Below are 19,142 nucleotides of genomic sequence, written 5' to 3'. Positions count from 1 at the left end.
CTCCACTAGGCAAACCCCGTTGCCAAACCAGCAAACCCCCCGGGGTCCAGGCCGCGTGGACCGGCTCGCCACCTGCCCCTACACGCCCGCTCTCCGCCGACCGCCGAGGCGGGGATCCACGAAGCGCAGCGCCCGGACGGGTCGCCGGAGCGCAGCGCCCCGACGGGATCCCCGGAGCGGGCGGAGCACAGGGGCCCCGCGGAACGCAGCACCGGGACGGGCGCAGCACCGAGGCGGGATCCGCGAAGCGCAGCATCGTGGCGAGGCGAGCTGAGCGCAGCGAAGTACCGGGACAGGGCAGCGCACCGGGGGGGTCAAGCGCAGCGCGGGGCGAAGCGCAGTGCAGGGCGGGGCGGCGTGCTGGGCGGGGCGGGGGCGGTGTGCTGGGCGGCGCGGCGCGGGAGCGGTGTGCTGGGCGGCGCGGCGCGGCGCGGGGGCGGTGTGCTGGGCGGGGTTGGGGTGCGGGGTGGGTGGGGTTGGGGTGCGGGGTGGGTGGGGTTGGGGTGGTCAGGTTGCGTGGGCTGGTTCGCGGATGGGGGTTGGTTGGGTGGTGGCGGTTTGGGCTAGTAGGGCGCCGCTCAGGACTGTCAGGCCGCCGATGATCTGGAACAGGCCCAGGGACTCGCGCAGCAGGGCCCAGGCGACGATGGCGCCTCCGATGACCTCCAGGGAGGCGACCGTCGCGCCGACCGCGGCCGACAGCCGGCGGACGGCGTTGACGCCCAGGATGTACGCCATCACGGTGGCCACCAGCACCATCCACACATAAGCACCGAGGACCGGCAACGCCACCCCACCGTTCGGGGCCACGGTCTGGGTGAAGGCGCTCCAGCGGATGCCCCACGGCTGGGCGAACGGGGCCAGGACGACGGCCGCGCCCACCATCCCCCACGCGATCAACCCCAGCGAGTCGATCTCATCCCCAAAACTATCGTTCATCAGGAAATATCCGGCGCAACACGCCCCCGCCACCAACGCCAGCAACAACCCCAGAGCGTCCAGGCGCAGCCCCTGCCACACCTCGACCACGACGCCCAGGCCCACGACGGCCACCACCGCCCCGACGAACGCCGCCCGCGGCAGCCGTACCCTCCGCACGAAGCGGACCCACACCACCACCATCACCGGCGCCATGTACTCCAGCAGCAACGCCACCCCCACCGGCAGCCGCGTGATGGCCAGGAAGAACAGCGCCTGCACCCCCGCCACCGCCATCACCGCGTAGGCCGCGAAGAACCCCCACTTGTCGCGCGGGATACGCAACGCCTGCGGCTTGACCACGGCCAGCACCGCCACGAGCAGCACCCCGGCACCGGCCATCCGCACCCAGACCGCCTCGATCGGCACCAGCCCGGCCGCGTTCAGGTACTTGGCCATCGGCCCGGAGAAGGCGAAACAACACGAGGAGACGAAGGCGATCGCCAGTCCCGCATAGCGCAACGTCAACACATCCTGAGCGTAATGAGTGTTATGTCCGATGGATACTGACATGCCCTGTGGGCGAGGCGCAATGCCCGGCGGCCCTGACTCGTTTAGCCTGCTCAGGTGAGGATCTTTGTCGCCCGGCTGGCCGGGACCCCGGTCTTCGACCCGTCCGGTGACCAGATCGGCCGCGTCCGCGACGTCGTGGTGTCCCTGCGACCCACCGCCGACGGCACGCTGCCGCCGCGTGTGCACGGGCTGGTCGTCGAGGTGCAGCCGCGCCGCCGCGTGTTCCTGCCCATCACCCGGGTACGCGGCATCGAGACCGGAGCGGTGATCTTCTCCGGACGGCTCAACATGCGCAGGTTCGAACAACGCGTCACCGAGACGCTCACGATCGGCCAGCTGCTCGACCAGACCGTCACCCTCGACGGCCGCCCCTGGATCGTCTACGACCTGGCCATGGAGCAGGGCAGGAGCGAGTGGACGCTCACCAAGGTCGCCGTCTACCAGAAGGGCAAGCGGCGCGAGACCCGCGTCGTCGACTGGGGCGACGTACGCGGCTTCGACGCCATGCAGCGCGACCAGGGCGCCGCCGGCCTGATCGCCGCCTTCGAGACCGAACGAGCGGCCGACCTGGCCAACGCGTTGCACGAGCTGCCGTTCAAGCGCCGGGTCGAGGTGGCCGCGGAACTCGGTGACGAACGCCTCGCCGACGTACTGGAAGAGCTGCCCTTCACCGACCAGATCGGCATCCTCACCGCGCTCGCCCCCACCCGCGCCGCCGTCGTGCTGTCCGAGATGGGCCCGGACGACGCCGCCGACCTGCTCCAGGACCTCCCCGACGACCAGGCGGCGCAACTGCTGTCGCTGATGGAGCCCGGCGAGGCCGCGCCCGTGCGGCGGCTGCTCGACTACGACGAGGACACCGCCGGCGGCATGATGACCAGCGAACCGGTCGTGCTGCCGCCCAGCGCCACCGTCGCCGAGGCGCTCGCGCACATCCGCCAGCGCGACCTGTCGCCCGCCGTGGCCGCCCAGGTGTACGTGACCCGGGCGCCCACCGAGACGCCCACCGGCGCGTACCTGGGAGTCGCGCACTTCCAGCGCCTGCTGCGCGAGCGGCCGTCGATGCTGCTGGGAGCCGCGCTGGACCACACCATCGACCCGATCAGGCCCGGGTTCACGCTGCCCGAGGTCACGTCCTACCTCGCCACGTACAACCTCGTGGCCGCGCCCGTCGTGGACGAGGGCGGCAGGCTGGTCGGCGCGGTGACCGTGGACGACGTGCTCGACCACCTGCTGCCCGAAGACTGGCGGGAACGACATGCCACGTGAGCGACTCGACCAGCCGCGCGAGCTGAGGCGCTCGTTCCGGCCGCACTACGACCCGGAGGACTTCGGGCGGCTGTCGGAGCGGATCGCCCGCTTCCTCGGCACCGCGCGGTTCCTCGTGTACATGACGGTGTTCGTGCTGTGCTGGGTGGTGTGGAACGTGGTCGCGCCGGCCGCCGCCCGGTTCGACGAGTACCCGTTCATCTTCCTCACGCTGATGCTGTCGTTGCAGGCGTCGTACTCGGCGCCGCTCATCCTGCTCGCCCAGAACCGGCAGGCCGACCGCGACCGCGTCCAGGGCGAGGAGGACCGGCAAGCGCGGGAGGCCAGCCAGGCCGAGCTGGAGTTCCTCACCCGGGAGATCGCCGGGCTGCGGATCACGCTCGGCGAGATGGCCACCCGCGACTTCATCCGCTCAGAACTCCAGCAGGCCCAGCAGGTCAGGACTCCTCAGTGAGCCCGAGCTTGGCCAGCATCGCCCGGCAGCGGCTCAGGTCCTCCTCGCTGAGCGGGTCGAGGAACTGGGTCCTGACGCCGCGCAGGTAGGTGGGGGTGGCGTCGGCCAGCCGTACCTCGCCTTCGGGGGTGAGCACGGCGAACAGGCCGCGCGCGTCGCTCGGGCACGCCTCGCGCGCGACCAGCCCGTCGCGCTGCAGACGGTCGATCAGCCGCGTGAGGCCGCTGCGGGAGAGGAGCACGCGGTCGGCCAGGTCGTTCATCCGCAGCCGCCGCTCCGGAGCCTCGGCGAGTTGCATCAGCACGTCATAGGAAGCCAGCGGGAGGTCGTGGGCGACGAGCAGCTCAGCCTCCAGGTGACGGGCCACCCGCACCTGCGCACGCTGCAACGCCCGCCAGACCTCGAGCTCCCGGACGTCGAGGCCCTCGTCGCGCAGAACAGTCACGGAGTAACCTTAGAACGTTGCACGCACATCTAAACAGCAGCGACTTGCCTCGGGTTCATACGATGGAACCCGTCATCCATAAACCACAAAGGAGTGCCGAGATTTCCATGGCACCGACGCAGGAACTGGTGACGGCCGCCCTCGCCACCGTCATCGACCCGGAGATCCGCCGCCCGATCACCGACCTGGGCATGGTCAAAAGCGTAGACATCGCCCCCGACGGCGCTGTCCGCGTCGGCGTCTACCTCACCGTCGCCGGCTGTCCGATGAAGGACACCATCCGCCGCGACGTCGTCAACGCCGTCTCCAAGGTTGAAGGCGTCGCCGGCGTGGAGCTGGAACTCGACGTGATGAGCACCGAGCAGCGCAAGGAGCTCCAGACCAAGCTGCGCGGCAACAAGGGCCCCGAGAAGGAGATCCCCTTCAACCAGCCCGGTTCGCTGACCCGGGTGTTCGCGGTCGCCTCCGGCAAGGGGGGCGTGGGCAAGTCCTCCGTAACCGTCAACCTAGCCGCGTCGATGGCCGCCAGTGGCCTCAAGGTCGGCATCGTCGACGCCGACATCTACGGCCACAGCATCCCGCGCATGCTCGGCGCCGCCGAACGGCCCACCAAGGTCGAAGACATGATCATGCCGCCGATGGCGCATGACATCAAGGTCATCTCGGTCGGTATGTTCAAGCCCGAGGGCAACACGCCGGTGGTCTGGCGCGGCCCGATGCTCGACCGCGCCCTCCACCAGTTCCTGGCCGATGTGTACTGGGGCGACCTCGACGTCCTGCTCCTGGACCTCCCGCCCGGCACCGGCGACATCGCCATCTCGGTGGCACAGCGCCTGCCCGGCGCCGAGATCCTGGTCGTGACCACCCCGCAGCAGGCCGCCGCCGAAGTGGCCGAGCGGGCGGGCTCGATCGCCGCCTCCACCCACCAGCAGATCGCCGGCGTGATCGAGAACATGTCCTGGCTGCCCTGCCCCCACTGCGACGAGCGCATCCCGGTCTTCGGCGAGGGCGGCGGCCAGAACGTGGCCGACGCACTGACCCGCACACTGGGCGCCCGCGTACCGCTGCTGGGTCAGGTGCCGCTGGACATGCGCCTGCGCGAGGGCGGCGACGAGGGCAAGCCCCTGGTCCTCACCGACCCCGACTCCCCGGCCGCCACCGAACTCCGCTCGATCGCGGACGCCCTGAGCAAGCGCGCCAACAGCCTCAAGGGCATGCAACTCGGCATCTCCCCCACCGCCCGCTGACCCCTTCCCCATCCACCCGCCGCGTCGGCCTCCCGCCGACGCGGCCACTTTCTCTGAAGCCATTGCGGGCGTTTGGTGTTGCGGGCGCTTTGGCGTCACGGGCGCTTTGGCGATACGAGCCGTCTTGCGGCCCTCCTAGAGCTTCTGAGGGCGTTACGAGCTCGGAGAGCGTTACGGACCCGCTTTGCGGCCCTCTTAAAGCTCTGAATGAGCTACGGGCCGCCTTGCGGCCCTCTTGGAACTCCTGAAGTGTTGTGCTTTGGGGGTGCCCTTGGTCTGTTGGGGTTCTCTTAGAACCGCCCCATCCGTTACGGCAAGCCACCCCCAAGCCACCCGCCGACGCAGGCGCACGCCGATCGTGGGGATCGCTTCTCACGTCTCACGAATTGCCCGCCGCAACGGCCACACTTCACCAGCTGGGTGGGAAGAGAACACCACCTTGACCGGCAGCCCCCGATGGCCCGGAAACCACAAGCCCGCTCCGAGCCCATAGGGCAGAGCGGAGGGCGACACGCGCGTCAGGTAGGACGGGCGGCAGGCGAGTTTGGGGTTAGGCAAGTTTGGGATTAGGCCGGTTGGGGTTAGGCCGGTTGGGATTAGCAGGTTGAGGGTTAGGTGGCTTCGGAGTCGTAGGGCGGGAGTTCGCCGTAGCCGAGCTCTTCCAGGGGCTCCGGGGCGTACGGAGCGGCGGCGACCGGCTCAAGCTCCTGCTGAGGCCGGTCGTTCCAGTTGTCCTCGATGTCGTCCAGCAGATGCTTACGGACGAAGTTCTTGGGATTGAGGTCAGCCGGATCGAAGTTGGAGAACTCCGGGCCCAGCCCGCTCCGCAGGTCGTCGCGCGCGTTGGTGGCCATGCGGCGAAGGTTGCGCAGGGTCTGGCCCGCCTGCGAAGCCACCTGGGGCAGCTTGTCGGGCCCGAACACCAGCAACCCGATGACGACGAGCGCCCCGATCTCCGCCCACCCGAGTCCGAACACCTGAACTCCTACCGCAGTCCAACTGGCTCCGGGGACAACCCCGGCCACTCCCAGACTAAGGGTTCGCAAGGCCACTTAGAACGCCCGGCCACCTGCCAAGACGATTCCCAAGATCAACCCCCAACCAGCCACCACCCCCAACCTCACCCCCGGACAACCACCCCCCAACCACCCCAACTACCCGCCAACCGCTCCAAACCCCACCCCAAACCCCCAAACCCCAACCCGCCCCACCCCACGCCAGGCCAGGCCAGGCCACGCCAGGCCACGCCACGCCACGCCACGCCACGCCACGCCAGCAGCTTGCCCAGAACCGACACACCCAAGGAGCCAGGGCCCAACAACCTGGGAAAACGCCTACGGGACGAGGAGCAGGGGACCAAGGAGCCAGACGCGCGGATCCGGGAACATGGTCGCCATATCCGGTCAAGCGTGGACTTGCGAGCCGGTCAAGCGTGGACTTGCGAGCCGGTCAAGCCCGGCCGTGTCGGCTGGTTGTGGATGGCCGTTGCGGTGGGCAATCCGTGCGACGTGGGAAGCGATCCCCACGATCGGCGCCCGCCCACGTCGGCGGGTGGCGGTGGTGTGGCTTGCCGTAACAGAAGGCGCGCGAACAAGGGCCGGACGGACAGCACCCGAACAGACCGAAACCGATCAGACCGAAGCAGGACAGGCCGACGCCGCGCGGGCGGACGCCGCGCGGGCGGCACCATTGCCTGGAGAAAGCAAGAAAGAAGGTCAGGACGGCGACGGGGTGGGGGTTTCGTCGGCTACGACGGTGAGGGTGGCGGTGCGTTCCTGGCCGGCTCGTTCGTATTTGACGGTGATTTTGGAGCCGGGGGCCTTGGCGCGGATCAGGGCGATCAGTTCGTTTCCGTCCTGGAGGCGCAGGCCGTCCATTTCCAGGATGACGTCGCCGGCCTTCAGGCCTGCCTTGTCGGCGGGGCCGCCGGCGTCTACCGGCTGGCGGCCTTGGTCGGGCTCGGAGGCGATGCGGACGCCCTGGCCTCGGTAGTTCTTGTCCAGGACGATGCCGATCCGGGGGCGCTTGGCCTTGCCGGTGGTGATGAGCTCTTGGGCTACTCGGCGAGTCTGGTTGACCGGGATCGCGAAGCCGAGGCCGATGCTGCCGCCCTGGCTGGAGGATGAACGGCTCAGGGTGGCGATCGCGGAGTTCACTCCGATGACCTCGCCCTTGGCGTTGACCAGCGGGCCGCCCGAGTTGCCGGGGTTGATGGCGGCGTCGGTCTGGATGGCGGAGATGTACGCGGGCTCCTCGGCCGCCCTGCCGCTCTCGTCTCCGGCGATGACCGGGCGGTTCAGGGAGCTGACGATGCCGGTGGTGACGGTGCCGCTCAGGCCGAGCGGGGAGCCGATCGCGATGACCGGGTCGCCGACGACGACCTGGTCGGAGTTGCCGAGCGTGATCTCCGGGGTGCCGAACGTCTGTTCCGGCTTCACCACTGCCAGGTCGGAGCCCGGGTCGCGGCCGACGATGCGGCCCGTGGTGGTCTTGCGGTTGGCGAACATGATCTGGATCTCGCCGCCGCTGGCCGCCATGGCGACGACGTGGTTGTTGGTGACCACGTAGCCGTCCTTGATCAGGAAGCCGGAGCCGCTGGCGCCCTCGGCGCCGCCGTTGCCGACCTCCAGGGACACGACGCTGGGCAGCACGCGCGAGGCGACGCCCGCCACCGACTCCGGGGGCCGGTTGATCGCGCCGCTGGGTGCGGGGCCGAGCGTGTAGGAGGGGTCGGTGCCGCTGCCTGATCTGGTGAGCAGGTACGTGCCGACGCTGCCGAGGCCGGAGGCGATCAGCGCGATGGCCACGGCCACGGCGATCAGCCCGCCGGTGCCCAGAGCGACCCTGTGCTGCGGGGCAGCCGCGCCGGGGCCCGGTGGCGGGGCCCAGCCTGAGCCCATGCCCAGGGCGTTCTGTGGTGGCGGGGGCGGCGGGGTCTCGCCGCCGTACTGCGGGGAGCTGTAGACGGCGGTGTCGCCCTGCTGGGGCGTGCCGCCGCCGTAGCCCGCGTAGGAGCCGGAGTAGGGCGGCGGGCCGAACGACGGCTGCTGGGGCGTGCCGAAACCGTCGCCTGCCGGGCTGCCGAACCTGGGTGCGGACTCGCCGTAGGAGGCGGGCTGCTCGCCGTAGGGACCGTAAGGGCCGTAGGAGCCTTGCGGGTCGGAGTGCGCGCTGCCGAACGTGGGAGGCGGCTGGCCGCCCGCCACGCCGTACGACGGTGACGGGTTGGCGGAGCGGCCCGACGGGTCTCCCCAGGCGCCTTGCTCCTCGCCCGCGGGCAGAAACTCCGGCCGCTCCAGCGACTCGGGGGAGTCCGACGGCGTGCGTCCTTCGTTGGGGCGCGTCTCGTCGGTCATCTAAGTCTCACCACTCCTCGCTCGGACACCGCAATCCTGGCGTGAACGGCATACGTGGGTCATAAGCCCTTGTAAGGCCCGAACCCCGATCGTATGCCCCTCTCACCGACGACTACGCCATCCTTCGAGTATCCCAGGCCAATGGCTCAGGACATCACGGGGTGTTGCCCGGCGCCTGCTGAACCTGGAAGAGCTCGACCGGCGGCGGGTTGCCCACCTCAGCGGTGCTGTTGACGGCGAAGAAGGTGCCGAGCGCGACCGCGGCGGACATGACGCCCACGGCCACGTAGGCGCCGCGGCGCCTACTCCCCCGTCCAGGGCCGGAAGAACCACCGAAAGCGTCCCTTCGCGGCCGGTTGTCCAAAGGGGAGATGCTGTGCGGCCCGGGGAGCGGCACCCCTCCAAACGTGGGAGGGAAAGGGCGCTCGCGCGGCGGCAGCGGCCCACCCGGTTCGGACATCCGCAGCAGTGACATGGTCAGGTCGGCGGGCATCGCCGGGCCGTCGAGCGAGCGCAGGCGCGACTTCAGCGCCCGCATCGACTCGACCTCCCTTCTGCATTCGGCGCAGAAGGTGAGATGGGCCAGTGCCCGTTCGCGCTCGACGTGGCTCAGTTCGCCGTCGACAAGCGCGGAAACACTCTCTCCAAGATGAGACATTCCTAGCCTTCCTCCCCACGGATCACGGTCGGGGGGAGTTCAGCGCCTCGGGGCGCCCGGTGTTCGAGCGACTCCCTCAGCTGTGCCCGGCCACGATGAATACGGCTCCGGACCGTACCCAGCTTCACGCCGAGCGTGGCCGCGATCTCCTCGTACGACAGGCCTTCGATGTCACAGAGCACCACCGCGGCACGGAACTCGGGGGCCAGCGCGTCAAGCGCCGCCTGAACGTCGGCCTCGAAATGCGCGTCGTCCCACGCCTGCGCCGGAGACGGCTCACGGCCGCGCAGCCGTTCCGCCGCGTCGTCGGCCAATCCCTCGAATCGGATGCGCTGCTTGCGCCGCGCCATGTCAAGGAACAGGTTCGTCGTGATCCGGTGCAGCCAACCCTCGAACGTGCCGGGGGTGTAGCTGGACAATGACCTGAATACCCGGACGAAGACCTCCTGTGTGAGGTCCTCGGCGTCATGGACATTGCCGGTCAGCCGGTACGCCAGCCGATACACGCGCGCGGAGTGCGTCCGCACGACCTCCTCCCAGGTGGGAGGAGTCCACTCAGACACCTGGTGGTCGCTTCCGTCCACCAAGGCTCCTCTCTTTGGGACCACCGCTACAGCCATAGTGCCTGGTTTCGTCCCTTCATGCGCACTGCCTGCCTTCCGGACCGGCAAAGCCCGTTTAAACCTGCAACGCGTTAGGACCGACTTGAGTTCCCGTCCGGGCGTGTCTCCCCTAGGCTGCGATCGGTGACCAATCGCACGAAAGTGGGGGGAGGGGGCCGATGACCAGCCCGGTAGAGGCCACTCTGGCCTATGCGGAGCAGTTCCATCTGGAAGATGAGGTGCTTCTCGCGGCGCGGCAGCGCGGCCAGGAGATGGGTGCCGTGCCCATCCTTCCCGGAGGCGGGGCGGCGCTCTGCTTCCTCGCCACGGCGCTCAACGCCAAGTCCGTGGTCGAGATCGGCACCGGCTGCGGTGTGTCCGGTCTGTGGCTGCTGCGCGGCATGCGTCCCGACGGCACGCTGACCAGCGTGGACGTCGAGCCTGAGCACCAGCGGCTGGCCCGTCAGGCCTTCGCCGACGCCGGGTTCTCCGGCGGGCGGGTGCGGCTGATCGTCGGCCGCGGCCTCGACGTGCTGCCCCGGCTGTCGGACGGCGGGTACGACATGGTCTTCGCCGACGGCGCCAAGCAGGAGTACTCCGACTACTTGTCCGAGGCCGTCAGGCTGCTGCGGGTGGGCGGGATTGTCGCTTTCGACAACGTCCTGTGGCACAACAAGGTGGCCGACCCGGCGCAGCGCGACCCGGACACGGTCGCCCTGCGCGAGCTGGGCAAGCTCGTGCAGGGTGACGACCGGCTGCGGCCGCTGATGATGCCGCTGGGCGACGGGCTGCTGGCCGCGGTGAAGCTGAGCGACTGAGCCGGCCCACGACAAGAGCTCAGCGGCTGAGCCACTCCACGAGAAGGCGGACGCCGAAGCCCGTGGCGCCCTTGGTCAGCACGCCCTCGTCCACCGTGCTGCGCCCCACCCCGGCCACGTCCAGGTGGGCCCAGGGCCGCTTGCCCGCGAACTCCCGCAGGAACAGCGCGGCCGTGATCGATCCGGCGCCGTAGCGGGAACCCGTCTCCACATTGGCCAGGTCCGCGATCGACGACTCCAGCGCGGGCGCGTAGTCATCGATCAGCGGCATCCGCCACAGCCGGTCGTCGCTGGCCTGACCGGCGCCGAGCAGCTCTCCGGCGAGATCTTCCGAGGTGGCGTAGACGGCGCCCACGTTGCGGCCCAGGGCGACGCTGATCGCGCCGGTGAGGGTGGCGATGTCCACGAGGGCGTCGGGGGCGAGCGTGTCGTCGGCGTAGGCGAGCGCGTCGGCCAGGACCAGGCGGCCTTCCGCGTCGGTGTTGAGCACCTCGACCGTGCGGCCGCCGTAGTGGGTGATGACGTCGCTGGGCCGCTGCGCGCTGCCGGACGGCATGTTCTCGGCCGCCGCCACCAGCCCGGTGACCCGCACCTTCGCGCCCAGCTTGGCCAGCGCCGACACGGCCGCGATGACGACGGCGCCGCCGGCCATGTCGGTCTTCTGGACCTTCATGTTGTCGCCAGGCTTCAGCGACAGCCCGCCCGAGTCGAAGGTGATGCCCTTGCCCACGAGCACCACGTGCCTGGTGGCGCCCGGCGGGTCGTAGGAGAGCTGGATGAGCCGGGGCGGGTTCGCCGAGCCCTGGCCGACCGCGAGGATGCCGCCGAACCCGCCGGCCCGCAGCTCGTCCTCGTCCCAGACGCGCACGGGGACGCCCTGCTCGCCGGCCCGCTCGGCCAGCCACGCCGGGCTCTTCACCGACGCGGGCGTGTTGGCCAGGTCGCGGGCGAGCGCGACGGCCTGGGCGACGATCTCGCCGCGCCGTACCGCCTGCTCGTCGGCGCCGGCGAACACGAGCGCCGAGACGGGCTTCTTGCCCGGCGAGGAGGTGACCTTGAAGGTGTAGGCGGCCAGCAGCGCGGCCTCCGCGAACACCGCGCCGTCGCCGTCGGGAACGACGACGGTGAGCGTCTCGCGGCCCTTGGCGCGGCGCGTGAGGGCGACGGCGGCCTTGCGCAGCGCCTTCGGCGAGCCGTCCCCGACTCCGTAGAGCAGGACGCGCCCGACCGCCTCACCCCGTGCCACGGGCACCTCGACGATCTCGCCCGCCTCGCCCTTGGCCTCGTAGTGGGCCAGCAGGGCCGCCGGGGGCACGTGCAGGTCGAAGGAGAGTGCCGGGTCTAGGTCGGAGGAGTACGGCACCGCCAGCAGCTCGGCCTCGGCGGGGATCTCGGAAACCACCGACGTCGTGGTCTCAATGGGCACGGGTCATCTCTCCAAACACGTCAATGGCCCTGGCGCGGAGGCACGCCAGGGCCGTCGATCGAAGCTGTCTCGGGAAGCGCTCAGCCGACGACGTTCTTCAACGCCTCGCCGAGCGCCTGCGCCTCGTCGGCGGAAATCTCCACGACGAGCCGGCCGCCACCCTCCAAGGGGACACGCATGACAATGCCGCGCCCTTCCTTGGTGACCTCGAGCGGACCATCGCCGGTCCGCGGCTTCATCGCCGCCATGCGTGTATCCCTTCCTGCCTTGGGCTCCCGCGGCCCGCGACCGCCGGCCCTCCAGGAGGGTGGCCGGCGCATTCACGTCTTCTGTGATGTCCTATTCTCCCGCATCGAGAGCCCTCATGGGTAACGATCTCCTCCCAGAATGCGTTGTCCGGGGGTGCGAAGACGGCCAAACTGGACTTCGTGCACGCACGCGCCGGCCTGTTCGACCTCTATGGAGACCACCTGCGATCACGCGGTGGCCAGGCCTCCGTTGCCGCCCTGGTGCGGCTGATGAAACCCCTGGAAATCGCCGCTCCCGCCGTGCGCACGGCCGTTTCGCGCATGGTCAGACAGGGCTGGCTGTCGCCGGTCCGGCTGCCGCACGGACCCGGATACGGCCTGACTCCGAAGTGCGTCAGGCGCCTGGACGAGGCAGCACTGAGAATTTACCGAGCGGGGACGCTCGGCTGGCGTGGACACTGGCACGTGATCGTCTTCGGGCCGGTGCGGGAGCGTCCGAGGCGGGAACGGCTCCGCGCCGACCTCACATTCCTCGGCTACGCGGCGCTGTCCGAGACGGCCTGGATCGGTCCACGATCCTCGATCGAGCTGGACAATCTGCTCGACGGGGAGGGTGTGGTGGCCGACCGCTTCGACGCCGCGCTGGACGGCGATCCGCGCGAGCTCGTGGCCCGCGCCTGGGATCTCGACGGCATCGCCGCGGCCTACGAGCGCTGGCTGGCGGAGGCCGGTTCGCTGGTGGACTCGCTGCCCCCGCACGCGTCCGACGACCGCGTCTTCGCCACCAGGAGCGTGCTGGTTCACGGCTGGCGTAACTTCCTGTTCCGCGACCCGGGCTTGCCCGCGGAACTGCTGCCGCCGGGGTGGCCCGGCGAGAAGGCGCGGGCATATTTCGAGCAGGAGGCGGCGCGCCTGCTGCCCAGAGCCGCCGCATTCGTCGACCACAACCTGGAGACCCTGTGATCCGCTACGACGTGTCCGAGAGCGTGTCCACCATCACGCTCGACCGCCCCGACGCGATGAACTCGCTGACGGCCGAGCTGAAGACGGCCCTGCTCGACGCGTTGCGCCGGGCGGCGGAGGACCCGATGGTGCGCGCGGTGCTGCTGACCGGCTCCGGCCGGGCGTTCTGCGCCGGCCAGGACCTGCGCGAGCACTCCGACAACCTGGAGGCGGGCCGCGGCCTGGCGGGGACGGTGCGCCAGCACTACAACCCGATCGTCGAGCTGATCACCACGATGCCCAAGCCGGTGGTGGCGGCGGTCAACGGCGTGGCCGCGGGGGCGGGCGCCTCGCTGGCCTTCGCCTGCGACCTGCGGGTGGCCTCGGAGAAGGCGAAGTTCGCGATGGCCTTCGGCGGCATCGGCCTGGCCCCCGACTCGGGCGCCTCCTGGACGCTGCAGCGGCTCGTGGGACCCGGCCGCGCGGCCGAGCTCCTGCTGCTGGGCGAGCCGCTGGACGCCCAGCGGGCGCTGGAACTGGGCGTGGTGACGCGGGTGGTCGCGCCGGACGACGTGCTGAAGACCGCCCAGGAGCTGGCGGTACGGCTGGCGCACGGCCCCACCAAGGCGTACGCGGCCACCAAGCGGGCACTCGCCTACGCCGCCACCCATTCCCTGGCCGACTCCCTGGAACTGGAGGCGGTCCTGCAGGACGAGTGCGCCGCCACGGACGACCACCTCGACGCCACCCGGTCCTTCCTGGTCAAGGAGCGCCCCACCTTCTACGGTCGCTGACCCATCGACTTTGGTCGGCCCCCCATAGCCCGAGGACCGATCCGGACCGGGCACCGCCGTCCCTAGCGTCGTGGGCATGTCCGTCAAAGGCCTGCCACCGGCGCTGGGGTTGCTGCTTCTGGCACCGGCCTGCGCCGAGTACCTCAGCGGCTACGACACCTCCACGGGCGACGTCGCCGAGCTGCTCGGCGGCCTGCTCGTCTTCGTCCCCCTGTACGGCGCCGCCGCCCTCCTCATCCGCGAGTGCGCCCGCAGGGCGGGCCGGGGCTGGTCCACGATGTTCCTGCTGGCGGCGGCGTTCGGCGTGCTCCAGCCCGGCCTGATCGACCAGGCGATGTTCAACCCGTCCTACCGCGACATCCCGTACCTGGCGCCGATGCTGGAGCCCACCTACGTCCCGCAGCTCGGCATCGGGGCGTACCTGTCGCTGCACTGGGTGGCCGGGCACGTGGTCTTCAGCATCTGCGCGCCGATCGCGATCGTGGAGTCGTTCGTGAGGCCGGAGCGCAGGACCACGCCGTGGCTGGGGTGGCCGGGGACGGTCGTCACGGCGCTGGCGTTCGCGGGCGCCGCGTGGTTCGTGGTGCGGTGGCATCTGGAGACCGAGGGCTTCGTCCCGTCCGCGGGGCAGCTGGCCGGGGCGGGCGCGGTGGTCCTGGCGCTGGTCGCGGTGGCGTTCGCGGTCAGGACGCGGCCGGGGCCGGTGGATCCTCGGCCCGCACCCGGTCCGTGGGTGGTCGGCGGGGTGACGTTCGTCCTCATGTCGGTCTCCCAGGTTCTGGAGTGGACGATCTCGCTGGTCGGTCCGCCAAACTGGGCCACAACACGGCCTTCGCCCTGGGCGTGGTCGTGCTGATCATCCTTGCTGGAAAGAAAGCCGCCGGAAAGAAAGCCGAACTTCGCTGATGCCTGCTTCTGACCAGACCGTCGTGACGATTCCCGCCCTGCACCGCGTGCTGATCTGGGCGGGCGGGCCACTGCTGGGCGCGGGGGTGCTGTGGCTGGTGAAAGCGCTCATCGGGTGGGCGGCGACCTGGCCTTGGGTGCCGTTCGAGAAGCCGGTCAAGTTGCTGGCCGGGCTGGCGGAGCCATACGCGACGATCGGCGCGCTCGGGCTGGGGGCCGTGGGCGGGCTGGTGCTGGCGTTCCTGATCATCGCCGACCTGCTGGGGATCGCGGTGGACGACACGCGGGCCGTCTTCACGCACGGCGAGCGTCGGTGGGAGGCGCGCCGGGCCGACGCGGCGGCCGTCTTCCTCGACGGCGAGCACGTCGTCGTCCACGGCCACCGGACCGAGGAACTGGTCAGGACCCGCGGCGACCTGCCCCGGCGGGCCGACATCGAGCGGGCCTTCGTGGCCCGCGGCTATCCGTGGGTGGCCGGTGACCCGGCGCGGGCGGAGTTCCGGCTGTGGGCCGACGGGCACCCCGACCTGGACGCCGCCGCCCACGCCTTCTTCAGGGCCAGGCAGGTGGCCCTGGAGAAGGACAAGAAGGACGACGCCGACGAGTTGCGGGCCGAGCTGGCCCGGCTGGACCTGGTGGTGCGCGAGGAGGGCAAGAAGCAGTACTGGCGGCGCCTGCCTAGCGAACTCTGACCTCGGCCAGGCCGATCCCGCCGGTGCCCGCGCGCTGGAGGCGCAGGTAGCGGGCCTCGCCGGTGAGCGACACGAAGGTGGGGCGCAGCGCCTTGCCCGGCACGTGGACGCGCCGGGCGCCGGACAGGTCGGCTCGCTTGGCCAGGATGACCTCGACATCGGCGGTGGTCATCGTGGCGTCGTTCCAGATCTCCACCTCGGTGAGCGGCAGGGTGGCGCCTAGGTCGACCTGCCACCAGGCGCCGGGTTCGTCCGCCGTTCTGCTGTCGGTGGTGGTGGAGCCGTCCACGGCGTTGGCCGCCGGAGCCTCGGTGGACGACTGGGTGGCGGGTCTGCCTCGGGCCAGGTCGGGGGCCAGTTGCTCGACCTCTCCCGGTGTGGCTCCGGCGTGCCTGGCCACGTCCAGGGCTTCGGGCGGGAGCCGTTCCAGCGCCGTGTGGTTGTCCTCCGTGCGGGAGCCTCGGCCGGACAGCGGCGGGGCTTCGGTGTCGGTCCAGTTGCCGGTGACGTGGTTGCCGATGCCGTATTCGGCCCAGTTGGAGATCCACTTGTAGCCGACGCGGGTGATCACGTTGCCTTCGACGCGGATGTGGGAGCTCTGCTCGTCCAGGTAGACGCCGTTGCCGTCGCGCTCGGTGTTGCCGTAGGCGGAGCGGTTGACGTAGTTGCCGCTGATCACCGTGCCGGGCTGCGGGCCCTGGGTGTAGATGGCGCCGCCGTCGTGCTGGATGAGCATGACGTCGGTGATCCGGTTGTTGGTCAGCTTGTTGTCGCGCATGTCGGGGTTCTGGGCCTCGGGCTGGTTCCAGCCCCAGCCGACCGAGATTCCCGAGTACGGCAGCCGCTCCAGCGTGTTGTGATCCACGACCAGCGAGCTCTCGTACCCCGCCCAGATCCCCACCGCGTCGGTGAACTCGATCCCCACCCCGCTGATGAGGTTGCGGGCCACGGTGTTGCGTTCGCCGCGCAGCTCGGCGGGCGGGTTCGGCTCGGTGTCGCCAACGTAGACGGCGCCCGAGGACAGGTCGGTGAAGGTGCAGCCGGTGATCGAGGAGTCCCTGGTGCCCGCCTCGAAGATCACGCCCGCGCCGCCGAGCCGCGTGAACACGCAGTCCTCGACCGCGACCTCCCGCCCGCCGCGCACCACGAGCGCCGCCGCGGGCTTGGTGTAGTGGCGGCCCGCGTGGCCTGTGGGTCCGGTCGCGCCGGCCAGCGTGAGCCCGGCCTGCGCGCCCGCGTAACCCTCTTCGGTGTCCGGCTGCCGGTAGGCGGCGTGCTCGAAGGCCAGCCCGCGCACCCGCACCCGCGCCGCGCCCTCGATCCGCAGCAGCGTCTCGGTCGCGGGCGCGATGACGTCCTCGGGGCTCTCCCCCGCGCGCGGCAGATAGGTGACGGTACGGCTGCCGCGGTCATGGACGAACTCGCCCGGCCGGTCGAGCAGCTCGATGGCGTTCTCGAAGGAGACCACCTTGGTGTGGCGGGTGGAGTCCACGGTCGTGAAGTCCCAGGAGGGGCCGGTGCGGCCGGTGCCGGAGGCCGAGTTGGCCCAGCACGGCTCCGCGAAGACGATCCGGTCGCCCTCTACCCGGTCGATCCGGCAGTGGTAGTTGCGCCAGCGCACCCGGATCACCACTGAGGCGTTGCCCGGGTCGGACCAGGCGGCCACGCCACTGGCCACCGCGCCGGTCATGCCGTCCTGGGTGACGTCGCAGACCGCCGCGAAGCTGGCGTCGCGGACCGCCGCAGAGCTGTCGTCGCCGACCGCCGTGAGGCGGGCGTCGCGGGCCGCCACGGAGCGGGTGTCGCTCTGTGCGCGGACCGCTCGGAGGCCGCGGACGAACAGCTGCCTGGGCGACACGCCTTCCGGCGTCTCGGTGACCCAGCGGCCCGCCTCCTCGCGCCAGCCGGTCAGGCGTACTCCGCCGGACAGCACCGGCTGCTCGCCCGGCTCGGCGGTCCAGGTGATCGTGCGGCCCTCGGGGGCGCTGTCGCGCTCGTCCAGGACCAGGGGGAGGGTCAGCTGGTGGACGCCTCCGGCCAGGCGGATCTCGATGTCGCCGTCGATGCCGTCGGCCACGGCCTGCCGTACCTGGTCGCGGACGGTTTCCAGCGAGCCGGGGGGGACGTGGAAGACCCTCATCGAGGGCCGTTCGACTGCTGGAGCGCCTGCTCGAACTCGGCGCGGATCTTGTCCCCGCCCTGCGCACGCCAGTCCTTGACGAGCTGGTCCAGCTCGCTCAGCCTGGCCCGGCCCGCGACGATCGAGGTGACCTTGTCGTTGCGCATGGTGTAGAGCGACTCGAACTTGTTCTCAGCGGTCGGGGAGAACATGCCGGTGGTCGGGTCGTAGACCGCCTGGGGGATCATCTTCGTCAGCGCCGCGTGCACGTGCTCGACGCCGTCGCGCGAGGTGGGGTCGTAGACGGCCTGGGTGGGCGCGGCGATGTACTTCCACGGGACGGTGATGTCCTTGGCGCCCTGGTCGGTCAGCACCGGGTTGCCCTGGTCGTCGCGGGTGTGGTCGGTGCCGGCCAGGCCGTACTGGATGAGCGTGAACTCCTCGCTGCCGAACGGCGCGGCGAAGAAGTCGGCCACCCGCAGCAGTTCCTTGACCCGGGCCTCGCCGGCCTTCTTCAGCAGGTTGGTGGAGAAGGCGATGTTGTTGGCGAACGTCACGGCCTTGGCGCCGATGGGCAGCAGCGGGCGCGGGTCGGCCTTGGGGTCGATCTTCTTCTGGGTCTGCAGGTAGTTGCCGGGGCCCAGGTAGGCGGGCAGGCCGTCGTAGGTGATGGCGGCGCGGCCCGAGTTGAACTCGTTCTTGCGCTTGAGGGTGTCGAAGCCCTCCGAGCCGGGGTAGATGACGCCGGCCTCGCGCAGCTTGATCACGTACTCCAGCGCCGCCCGGTACTCCTCGGTCTCGATGGCGTGGGTGAGCTTGCCGCTGGCCTTGTCCAAGCGCCACTCCAGGGGCACGCCGAACAGCTGGGTGAAGATCGACAGGCCGAAGACGCCGCCGGTCGCGGTGACGATCGCCCAGCGCCGCTCCTGCGGCCTGGTCAGTTCCTTGAGCAGTTCGGCGAAGCGGTCGAGGCCGGTGATCTGGGCCAGGTCGGTGACGCCGGCCTGGGCGAACATCTCGTGGCGGTAGAAGCCGAGTCCGCCGACGAGGTTGCGCGGCACGGGCACGCCGTAGAGCTTGCCGCCGATGATGCCCTGCTTCCAGAAGACCTCGGGCAGCGCGGCCAGGTTCGGATACTCCTTGACCTTGTCCCCCGACAGGAACGGGGTCAGGTCGGCGCACTGGCTGGCGGCGAAGGCGGGCAGGTTGTTGACGCCCTGGGTGGAGATGTAGGGGAAGATGTCGGGCAGGTTGCCGCCCGCGACCAGTGTGGAGAACTTCGTCGGCCAGTCGTCGGTGGGCACGATCATGACGTCGGCGGTGCCGCCGAGCCGCTTCTCCATCTCCCGCCAGGCCGCGTTCTGCTCGCGGCCGGGCGGCGGCGGCAGGAACGTCTTCATCGCGATCTTCACCTGGCCGCCGGACATGGGCGGCTTCTGGACCGCCTTGAACAGCTCCTTCGGATAGGTGAAGTACGCGTCGGGCACGCCCGCGGCGGTCCCGGGCAGGTCGGGCTTGGGGATCGAGGCCAGCGGCGTGTAGGTCGGCAGCTTGACCGTGAGTCCCTGGGCCTTCGTCGCGGGCGCCTGCGCGCCGCCGCCGCAGGCGCTCGCCAGCGACGTGACGGCCACGCCCGCGGCGAGGCCGAGGAAGCCGCGCCTGGAGAGGTTCATGT

Annotated in this window: 18 protein-coding genes; 8 read left to right on the top strand and 10 right to left on the bottom strand. The window is 70.5% G+C overall.

What is annotated here, in order from left to right; genetic code table 11:
• Positions 1-507 precede the first annotated feature (507 nt).
• On the bottom strand, positions 508-1,449 hold the full coding sequence (locus HNR40_RS32065) for an EamA family transporter (RefSeq protein WP_312896595.1): 942 nt from the start codon (positions 1,447-1,449) through the stop codon (positions 508-510).
• 96 nt (positions 1,450-1,545) lie between these two features.
• Between HNR40_RS32065 and HNR40_RS32060 the strand changes: the two genes are divergently transcribed.
• Together HNR40_RS32060 and HNR40_RS32055 are read left to right on the top strand one after the other, a co-directional pair.
• Positions 1,546-2,760, top strand: a complete 1,215-nt coding sequence (locus HNR40_RS32060; RefSeq protein ID WP_312896594.1) for a magnesium transporter MgtE N-terminal domain-containing protein — start codon at positions 1,546-1,548, stop codon at positions 2,758-2,760.
• On the top strand, positions 2,750-3,214 hold the full coding sequence (locus HNR40_RS32055; protein WP_184967926.1) for a DUF1003 domain-containing protein: 465 nt from the start codon (positions 2,750-2,752) through the stop codon (positions 3,212-3,214). Before HNR40_RS32060 ends, HNR40_RS32055 begins: the two co-directional genes overlap by 11 nt.
• On the opposite strand, the gene HNR40_RS32050 is transcribed toward HNR40_RS32055, so the two are convergent.
• Positions 3,198-3,659 (bottom strand): MarR family winged helix-turn-helix transcriptional regulator, encoded by a 462-nt coding sequence (locus HNR40_RS32050; protein ID WP_184967924.1) that lies wholly within the window; start codon positions 3,657-3,659, stop codon positions 3,198-3,200. The two genes, HNR40_RS32055 and HNR40_RS32050, sit on opposite strands and share 17 nt — an antisense overlap.
• 107 nt (positions 3,660-3,766) lie before the next feature.
• On the opposite strand from HNR40_RS32050, the gene HNR40_RS32045 reads away from it, so the two are divergent.
• A complete protein-coding gene (locus HNR40_RS32045) occupies positions 3,767-4,906 on the top strand; it encodes an Mrp/NBP35 family ATP-binding protein (protein WP_184967922.1) in 1,140 nt (379 codons plus the stop codon).
• A 611-nt stretch (positions 4,907-5,517) separates the two neighbouring features.
• On the opposite strand, the gene HNR40_RS32040 is transcribed toward HNR40_RS32045, so the two are convergent.
• The 4 genes from HNR40_RS32040 to sigE all read right to left on the bottom strand — a co-directional run bounded on the left by HNR40_RS32040 (position 5,518) and on the right by sigE (position 9,540).
• Positions 5,518-5,883 (bottom strand): sec-independent translocase, encoded by a 366-nt coding sequence (locus tag HNR40_RS32040; protein WP_184967920.1) that lies wholly within the window; start codon positions 5,881-5,883, stop codon positions 5,518-5,520.
• A gap of 738 nt (positions 5,884-6,621) precedes the next feature.
• On the bottom strand, positions 6,622-8,262 hold the full coding sequence (locus HNR40_RS32035; protein WP_184967918.1) for a trypsin-like peptidase domain-containing protein: 1,641 nt from the start codon (positions 8,260-8,262) through the stop codon (positions 6,622-6,624).
• Positions 8,263-8,416: 154 nt separating this feature from the next.
• Entirely contained in the window at positions 8,417-8,920 is a 504-nt protein-coding gene (locus HNR40_RS32030) for an anti-sigma factor family protein (RefSeq protein ID WP_184967916.1), read from the bottom strand.
• Between the two features lie 2 nt (positions 8,921-8,922).
• The gene (gene sigE / locus HNR40_RS32025; protein ID WP_184967914.1) at positions 8,923-9,540 is read right to left on the bottom strand and encodes an RNA polymerase sigma factor SigE; all 618 of its coding nucleotides are present in this window, start codon (positions 9,538-9,540) and stop codon (positions 8,923-8,925) included.
• Between the two features lie 161 nt (positions 9,541-9,701).
• On the opposite strand from sigE, the gene HNR40_RS32020 reads away from it, so the two are divergent.
• Positions 9,702-10,340 carry an O-methyltransferase gene (locus HNR40_RS32020; protein ID WP_184967912.1) on the top strand — a complete coding sequence of 213 codons (639 nt, stop codon included), beginning with the start codon at positions 9,702-9,704 and terminating at the stop codon, positions 10,338-10,340.
• Between the two features lie 19 nt (positions 10,341-10,359).
• Here HNR40_RS32020 and HNR40_RS32015 read toward each other — a convergent pair whose 3' ends face one another.
• Entirely contained in the window at positions 10,360-11,766 is a 1,407-nt protein-coding gene (locus HNR40_RS32015) for a leucyl aminopeptidase (RefSeq protein WP_184967910.1), read from the bottom strand.
• A gap of 80 nt (positions 11,767-11,846) precedes the next feature.
• Positions 11,847-12,014 carry a DUF3117 domain-containing protein gene (locus tag HNR40_RS32010; protein ID WP_181019706.1) on the bottom strand — a complete coding sequence of 56 codons (168 nt, stop codon included), beginning with the start codon at positions 12,012-12,014 and terminating at the stop codon, positions 11,847-11,849.
• Positions 12,015-12,194: 180 nt separating this feature from the next.
• On the opposite strand from HNR40_RS32010, the gene HNR40_RS32005 reads away from it, so the two are divergent.
• The 4 genes from HNR40_RS32005 to HNR40_RS31990 all read left to right on the top strand — a co-directional run bounded on the left by HNR40_RS32005 (position 12,195) and on the right by HNR40_RS31990 (position 15,348).
• Positions 12,195-12,977 carry a PaaX family transcriptional regulator gene (locus HNR40_RS32005; RefSeq protein ID WP_184967908.1) on the top strand — a complete coding sequence of 261 codons (783 nt, stop codon included), beginning with the start codon at positions 12,195-12,197 and terminating at the stop codon, positions 12,975-12,977.
• Positions 12,974-13,750, top strand: a complete 777-nt coding sequence (locus HNR40_RS32000) for an enoyl-CoA hydratase-related protein (protein WP_184967906.1) — start codon at positions 12,974-12,976, stop codon at positions 13,748-13,750. Before HNR40_RS32005 ends, HNR40_RS32000 begins: the two co-directional genes overlap by 4 nt.
• A gap of 76 nt (positions 13,751-13,826) precedes the next feature.
• On the top strand, positions 13,827-14,606 hold the full coding sequence (locus HNR40_RS31995) for an AF_0692 family protein (RefSeq protein WP_184967904.1): 780 nt from the start codon (positions 13,827-13,829) through the stop codon (positions 14,604-14,606).
• Between the two features lie 49 nt (positions 14,607-14,655).
• Positions 14,656-15,348, top strand: a complete 693-nt coding sequence (locus tag HNR40_RS31990) for a YqeB family protein (protein WP_184967902.1) — start codon at positions 14,656-14,658, stop codon at positions 15,346-15,348.
• Here the strand turns inward: HNR40_RS31990 and HNR40_RS31985 are convergent.
• Positions 15,335-17,488 (bottom strand): right-handed parallel beta-helix repeat-containing protein, encoded by a 2,154-nt coding sequence (locus HNR40_RS31985; protein ID WP_184967900.1) that lies wholly within the window; start codon positions 17,486-17,488, stop codon positions 15,335-15,337. The genes HNR40_RS31990 and HNR40_RS31985 overlap by 14 nt on opposite strands.
• The gene (locus HNR40_RS31980) at positions 17,485-19,140 is read right to left on the bottom strand and encodes a type 2 periplasmic-binding domain-containing protein (RefSeq protein WP_184967898.1); all 1,656 of its coding nucleotides are present in this window, start codon (positions 19,138-19,140) and stop codon (positions 17,485-17,487) included. Before HNR40_RS31980 ends, HNR40_RS31985 begins: the two co-directional genes overlap by 4 nt.
• Positions 19,141-19,142 lie beyond the last annotated feature (2 nt).

Source organism: Nonomuraea endophytica, from assembly GCF_014203235.1.
Classification (GTDB): domain Bacteria; phylum Actinomycetota; class Actinomycetes; order Streptosporangiales; family Streptosporangiaceae; genus Nonomuraea; species Nonomuraea endophytica.
The sequence above is the reverse complement of the archived record's forward strand: the minus strand, read 5'-3'. Positions and strand labels throughout refer to the sequence as shown.

Bases quoted from the DNA above. Each gene is read 5' to 3' on its own strand.
- HNR40_RS32055 (WP_184967926.1), top strand. From the start codon at position 2,750: ATGCCACGTGAGCGACTCGACCAGCCGCGCGAGCTGAGGCGCTCGTTC.
- HNR40_RS32045 (WP_184967922.1), top strand. From the start codon at position 3,767: ATGGCACCGACGCAGGAACTGGTGACGGCCGCCCTCGCCACCGTCATC.
- HNR40_RS32035 (WP_184967918.1), bottom strand. From the start codon at position 8,262: ATGACCGACGAGACGCGCCCCAACGAAGGACGCACGCCGTCGGACTCC.
- HNR40_RS32030 (WP_184967916.1), bottom strand. From the start codon at position 8,920: ATGTCTCATCTTGGAGAGAGTGTTTCCGCGCTTGTCGACGGCGAACTG.
- sigE (WP_184967914.1), bottom strand. From the start codon at position 9,540: ATGGCTGTAGCGGTGGTCCCAAAGAGAGGAGCCTTGGTGGACGGAAGC.
- HNR40_RS32020 (WP_184967912.1), top strand. From the start codon at position 9,702: ATGACCAGCCCGGTAGAGGCCACTCTGGCCTATGCGGAGCAGTTCCAT.
- HNR40_RS32010 (WP_181019706.1), bottom strand. From the start codon at position 12,014: ATGGCGGCGATGAAGCCGCGGACCGGCGATGGTCCGCTCGAGGTCACC.
- HNR40_RS31995 (WP_184967904.1), top strand. From the start codon at position 13,827: ATGTCCGTCAAAGGCCTGCCACCGGCGCTGGGGTTGCTGCTTCTGGCA.
- HNR40_RS31990 (WP_184967902.1), top strand. From the start codon at position 14,656: ATGCCTGCTTCTGACCAGACCGTCGTGACGATTCCCGCCCTGCACCGC.
- HNR40_RS31985 (WP_184967900.1), bottom strand. From the start codon at position 17,488: ATGAGGGTCTTCCACGTCCCCCCCGGCTCGCTGGAAACCGTCCGCGAC.
- HNR40_RS31980 (WP_184967898.1), bottom strand. From the start codon at position 19,140: ATGAACCTCTCCAGGCGCGGCTTCCTCGGCCTCGCCGCGGGCGTGGCC.